Raw genomic sequence first — 6,790 nt, forward strand, 5'->3', positions numbered from 1 at the left:
TCTACAGCACCTTAGGGTAGTTTGAAATCACCACCTGTATGGCGAATTCGGTGGGCCCTCCACCATCATTTGTACAGCATAGCTGTCTTCAAGTAACATTAGTTACTTGGATTATCGCCTTCGTGGCGCACGAAATATGTCCCTATTCGTTAACAATTTTTATTATTTAAACTATCTACTATAAGGGGAGCATATCACCTTATTCTTTATTATTAGTTTTCCATACTCCGAGTTTTCACCAAAGCATTTCGCTCCTAATTCTAATTCCTGTTGAACTAACATTTCGAGCTACTCTTTGAATACTAAATCACCTCGCTAAATTATATCATCCATAATTAAATGTATTCATATTTTAGGTGATATAAGTCACAATCCCCATGCGCCCCTTGTTTTATACTCTATATATCAAGTTGTATAACAGCTGTATTATAAATCAGTGTACAAAAATAAGCGCTAAATCAAATACATACCTAACGCTAAAATCGATAACCTCAATACTTTTTCATATTATATTTCCTTAACTCAATTGGTTTACAACCTTTATGTTCAATTAATTCTTCATTAACCATTATTGTAGCAATTGCTGAAGCATGTCTAGGCGAAAACTTGAACTTTTGTATGTATTCTCCTAATCCACCCTTACTTGGATTATCAAAACTGGCTCCTAATGAATACCACTTGTCTGAATTAATAAAAAAGAAATTCAAAATGTCCTCTACTTGAGTTCGTTTTATTGTAAACCTTAGATTTCCCCATTGGACTTTAAAATTACCATTTTCAATTTTGTACTTAATCTCTTTTCCTCTACCTGAAAGGGGTCTTATTGTGTTCTTCATTTTTATCACCCTAAGTTTAAATTCTATGCCAGATTAACATTATTAAAATCTGTTCACCTTTTCTTAAATAATTGAATCACACACAGTTTATTATAATACTATTCCCAGGGTTCATCATGGCTGTAAAGAGATGGTGGAATTCCAATTAATTTTACGTCAAACTTTAAACTTGCTTCCACTTTTGTACTAGCACTGTGAATTCTTAGAGATACTGCCCATCCATTATTACAAGTAACGATTATCGTATTGTCAGAGTTTGGTTTATAACTAATGTCAAAGATCTTATCAGGCATAATGATTTGTGGAAGTTTTAATTGTGGTTTCTCATTGCCAGAGGGTCTATTAAGAGTATTATGAATATTAAAAGCTTGTACTCTCGTAACCTTTTTCTTATCATTTGTTATTATCTTATAAAAATCATTTCGACCTAAGAGATATTCCATTAATCGTTTTGGTATTATACCTTGATTCTTACTATCTAATCTTTTGACTTCTTTAATAAAAGCATTTAACAAGGGCACATAAAATCTAGTACTTTTGTTTTCGACTTCTTTCCAAAGAGCACCTTTTTGCCTCATAACTTTTAACTCTTGGAAAAGAGATTGAATTGAACTAAAATATTGATTGGAACAAGGTATACCAAACCATTCATTGCCAAAATCTAATACTGCAGATAGCCTACTATGTTTAACTGCGGTGTGATTATGTTTACAACTAATACCAACCTCCCACTCATTTTGCTTCCGAATGGTGAGAATATCACGAACATCTCCCTTTTGACCTCTCTTATCTTCTTGTATCACGAGAAATAGAGGTTCATTTCCAGAATGATAACTGAGTTGAGGCTCTAATCTCATTAATGTTTTTATTGCGGCGTTTGCACCCTTATCTAATTTAGTTCTTGTCTTCTCATCAAGTGTTCTATAAAAATCCTCAGCCCCTTGTAAAGCTTTGGACTTTTCTACAACTACTTCTTGTTGACTCTTTAGGCTTAAAAATATGGCATTCAAACATGCATATTCAAATGCCTTTCCTATTTCTGTTTGCCTTGCCATATTTGTTCCACCCTTCGAATTTTATTATAATGTATTGCGCTCTATATATTTACTTTGATATTTTCAGTGTGAAGTTTACTATCTAGAATTTCTCTTAGCTGAATCGCTACAACTTCAGCTAGTTTCACTGGCACGGCATTTCCTATTTGCTTATATTTAGAGGTAAGATTTCCGAAAAACTCCATATTTCTAGGGAATGTCTGAATAGCTGCAGCTTCCCTCCAACTAAATCTCCTAGTAGTACCTTCACTTCCAAATTGCCATTTATCTGTTTCAATTTTTTCCATATCAGGTGAAGATGGATGTAAAGTGACTTGCTTTGCCATGGCTGGTATAGTGTATGATACTTGATCCCACCCTCTCTTCCTATTACGACTCATGTATCTAGAAGAATAAGCAGCTTTACAGATATCTTTTGGATTCGGCTCTGGCATGTCTTTAAGAGCCTCTTCAAGTGTAATTCTATGATTAAAAGGTTTAGTAAACTCAAAGTTTGTAATTCCTAAATCCTTTCGTAGCCCTACCATGATAACACGCCACCTGTCTTGTGGCACTCCGTAATCAGCTGCATTTACTAGATTAGGAAATACATAATATCCTTTTTCCGAAAAATCTTCTATAATCGCTTCTATGATAGTTCCATCGCCTAATGTTAAAATACCTTTTACATTTTCTGCAACAAAAGCATATGGTTGCTTCATATCCACTAGTTGCACAAAATAACGATATAAGGTATTTCTTTTGTCGTCAATTTTTCTTGGACCAGCTAAGCTAAAACCTTGGCAAGGAAATCCTCCAGTAATAATATCTGATTTAGGTATCGTATCTAAATCTATTTTTGATATATCGCCTTGCACAACTTCTGCGTTACTCCAATTTTTATGGGTATCACAGGCATCTTTATCAATATCATTTGCCCAAATAGTTCGAAATCCTTGTCTTTCAAATCCTAAATCTAAGCCACCTGCCCCTGCAAATAGTGAAACTACAGTATACTTATTATGCCTATTATTAAATTGAATTAGATTCACTTGTTTCACTCCTTTAATATACTATTATATACGAAGATTAACTTAATTAAAAGCTTGTACAAACACACTTTTAATCGAGTTTGCAATATGAAATGCTAATCTAACTGGAACAGCATTTCCTACCATTTTATATCCATCACTTAGATCATTATAATAAAATATATATTTATCTGGAAAGGTTTGAATGCGTGCACATTCACGTATACTTAGTCTTCTATACAGCTCTTCATTTTCTGGACAGAAAACTCTCTTATTTTGATTAATATACACCATCTTAGGTGCTTGTGGGTGGATAGGAGCATGTCTACCTCCAGCTTGAATAGTAAATGATTGTTCGTCCCATGCACGCACTCTATTTCTAGACATATATATACTTGAAAAACTTCCAATCATATATTCATGGTTCGGTACAGTACATTGATCTCTATTGGTTTTGTTATTTTCTAGAGCAGGCAATGCCGTATCTCTTAAATCCCAGATGGCATCCTTTAAGTTCACTTTTCTGCTAAGAGGCTTAGGAAATTCATACTTTATTGGTATTTCTTTTAAAAACCCTATAAAAATAACTCTTTTTCGATCCTGAGGTATTTTATAGTCAGCAGCATTTAGTAATTTTATGTATATTTTATAACCTGCTTTATCAAACAAACTCAATAGGGAGTTTACAGCAGCTCTGTGTTGTGGAGCTAGCATTCCCGAAACATTTTCAGCAACAAAAAACTTAGGCTTTTTATTATTTAATACTTCAATAAAATTATAAAAAAGCTTACCCCGTTCATCCCTTATACCCAAAGATTTGCCAGCCTCGCTCCAACTCTGACATGGGGGTCCACCAATTATTCCATCACAATCTGGTATTTCATTTAATGGTATTTTTCTAATATCACGCTTGTCCAACGGTGTCGAATGATTTCTTTCATAAGTCTGCCATATAGTTGAGTCAAATTCATTAGCCCAGATAATATCGAATCCAGATTTTCTAAAACCTAGATCCATTCCACCTGCACCAGAAAAGAGACTTACAATATTCATATAATCACCCGCATCTTTTTTTACGAACACGTGTTCTTTGTTAAAAGATATATCAAATTTAGTATTTTGTCAATATATTTATAAATATTTTATATGATGGACAGGAAGATATGTTAAGTGTACTTGGCTAATAAATAGTATTTATATTTCTAATCACTTATTGAATTAGGCATGAGTTCTCTCCTTCTAACCTTTCAACCCAACTCCGTAATAGCAGCAATGAGTTCACTTGCTAATTCCTCATTTTGAATTCGAATCAAAGAATTTTCACCATAGCTCCTACCAAGTATATCAATACCACCATACCAAACTATACTATTGTCAACAATCATGAACTTATAATGATTCTTTGAAAACTGAATCACTTGTATTCCTTGACTTTGAAGATCGTTAGTAAAATGAGAAATACCCTCTCTGTAACTATCTGCATATTCTTCAAGAGATTTCATACATAAAGTAATTCTTGTGCCAGTTTTAAACTTTTCCATTAATAATTCTTTTATATTATCCATCTTTTTAATATAAAGAGATGGACTCGATATGAGAACATTTTTCTCAGATCCTTTAATATCTTTTATTATGTACTCAAGATAATTGGATTCATTATAAATAGCACTTTCAGTACCAATTTCTGCTTTGCTAGATTTTATACTATAACCTATTGAACGGTATGCAGTAAGCCTCTTATGATACATTCTCTCTAAGACTGGTATATGCACATCAACATAGTCATAAATCAAAACTTCGTCTTTTCCTTCAAAATTTCTGTGTAATCGCCCAGCGTATTGAGCAATAGTCCCTTTCCACGCTATAGGCATTGCCATAAATAGAGTATCTAATCTTGCCTCATCAAATCCTTCACCAATCAGCTTTCCAGTTGCGATAATAACAAACCTATCGTTAGTATCTAAATCCTTAATCTTTTTTAGGGATTCTTTTCTCTCGCTAGTTTTTAGTTTGCCAGACAAGATGATGATCTGAAAATCTTTATCTGACATTAACTTTACTAATTGTTCAATATGACTAGTTCTCTCAGTGAGAACTAATGGATTCCTACCTGCATTTATAGCATCAATAATATCTGCCACAATCAACTCATTGCGGTAATTACTTTCGCAAATATGCTGATATACTTCTGTAATATGCCATTCGTCCTGTTTCTTAAATACAGGCATTCTTACACTAGTAAACCGTGGCACAATACTATGTTCAAAATTCCTATGTTTAGATTCCTGCTTTGCATCAACCTTGTATCTTATAGGACCACAGTACATGAATATTATTGGGTGATGTCCGTCCTTACGGATAGGAGTAGCTGTTAGTCCATAAATATATTTTGCGTCAGAAGCACTTATAATCCTGCTAAAATTTTTAGCCGATATATGGTGGCATTCATCTACAAGAACTAAACCGTACTGATTAATTATCTGCTTAACACTTTTATCCCTTTCAAACATAGACTGCATTATTGCAATATCGACTATCCCATTAATTGTGTTCTTTCCTCCACCAAGGTGACCAATAATAGAAGATTTTTTTCTTCGATTTTTAACAACTTCATTTATCTTTATAAATTGCTCCAATCGTTCTTTCCATTGAGTAGCTAATTCTTTGGTATGAACAAGTATCAATGTTGGACGCTTCTTTTCAGCGATTAATCTCGCGCCAATCACTGTCTTTCCAAATCCAGTTGTAGCTGATAACACACCTTCATTAAAGTGATTGAGTTCATTAAAAGCTTCATTTTGATTGCTTGTAAGCTGACCAATAAACTCAATATTTAGCAATCGACCTTCATGTCTTTGATCGACTATGGAGTACTTTACATTCGCCCGCTCTAATATGCTTATTAACTTGAATTCAACGCCCCTAGGAAGGGTTATCATTTCCTCATTTTCTTCATACAAAATTGTAACACGAGGAGTTCCAAAGGTTGATTGCCTCATTGCTTGTTTCGCATAGAATTCAGGATTAGCATATGAAGCAATCTGCCTTAGTGAAAATATTCCTTTAGAAGACAGTCTAGACTTGGAGATATGTATTCCACTACCTCTATCTAGCATAAGTATTTCTGGAAAATCATTTTGATCTATACTAACTTTCTCTTCCTTGTTACCTATTTGTTCTAAATCCGCATTCAAATCTTTTAGTACATGATCTTTGCAAAATTTTGTGACGAACTCTTCTGATATTTTAGTTATTTGTGCTAAATATCTCCATTGATCTTCAATTTCATTCAAATTTTCATCTACAAAAACAGAATTGCCTTGCTTTCTAGCTTCCTTTTGTAGTGGAAGAGCTATTAGATTTCCAAAACCACCCTTTTGGAGAAAGTCTTGGCTAGGGAACAAACGATCATAAGAGTCAAATTTTATATTTTCACATTTTTGCATAGCTAAGTCTAAAATTACTATTCCAAATCTCCGTGCAAGAGATGCTTTTATTTCATTCTCAAAGAAAAACCACAAATGACATCCATTTCCTGAACGCGAACGTTCGGCATAAACTGGTATATTATTCTCTTTACAGATCTTTACAATAACTTTAACGTCATCATTCCACGTTGATTCATCAAAATCCATTGCTAGAAGATAGCAGGAATCATTTGTTGTCATTGGATAAAGTCCCAGAACATGTTCACCTAGTAAATGTCTTTTGATTTGTTCTTTATCTAGCGGCGCAAAATTACTGAACCTACATTCTGTACATTTAACCTTTGGTTTATTGCATATTGCTGCCTTGAAATCATTATAACAATAGGGTGAATACCCTGATTTCTTATTTTGTAGGCTTTAGCCTGTTGAGCCCTTAAGGGCGAAACATAAAACCACCCGCT

The 6,790-nt window shown here is 33.7% G+C and carries 5 protein-coding genes; all 5 read right to left on the bottom strand.

The features are described from left to right. Nucleotides 1-491: 491 nt before the first annotated feature. Nucleotides 492-836, bottom strand: coding sequence for a hypothetical protein (locus Q7P22_RS01775; protein WP_303859943.1), 345 nt, complete (start codon nt 834-836; stop codon nt 492-494). 98 nt (nt 837-934) lie between these two features. After that, nucleotides 935-1,891 carry a HaeIII family restriction endonuclease gene (locus tag Q7P22_RS01780; RefSeq protein WP_303859945.1) on the bottom strand — a complete coding sequence of 319 codons (957 nt, stop codon included), beginning with the start codon at nt 1,889-1,891 and terminating at the stop codon, nt 935-937. A gap of 41 nt (nt 1,892-1,932) precedes the next feature. Beyond that, complete coding sequence (locus Q7P22_RS01785; protein ID WP_303859947.1) at nt 1,933-2,922, bottom strand: DNA cytosine methyltransferase; 990 nt, start codon at nt 2,920-2,922, stop codon at nt 1,933-1,935. Nucleotides 2,923-2,964: 42 nt separating this feature from the next. Next, the gene (locus Q7P22_RS01790) at nt 2,965-3,954 is read right to left on the bottom strand and encodes a DNA cytosine methyltransferase (protein ID WP_303859949.1); all 990 of its coding nucleotides are present in this window, start codon (nt 3,952-3,954) and stop codon (nt 2,965-2,967) included. Between the two features lie 194 nt (nt 3,955-4,148). Then, the gene (locus Q7P22_RS01795; protein WP_303859951.1) at nt 4,149-6,569 is read right to left on the bottom strand and encodes a DEAD/DEAH box helicase family protein; all 2,421 of its coding nucleotides are present in this window, start codon (nt 6,567-6,569) and stop codon (nt 4,149-4,151) included. Nucleotides 6,570-6,790 lie beyond the last annotated feature (221 nt).

The organism is Alkalibaculum bacchi, assembly GCF_937875145.1.
GTDB classification, from domain to species: domain Bacteria; phylum Bacillota; class Clostridia; order Eubacteriales; family Alkalibacteraceae; genus Alkalibaculum; species Alkalibaculum bacchi_A.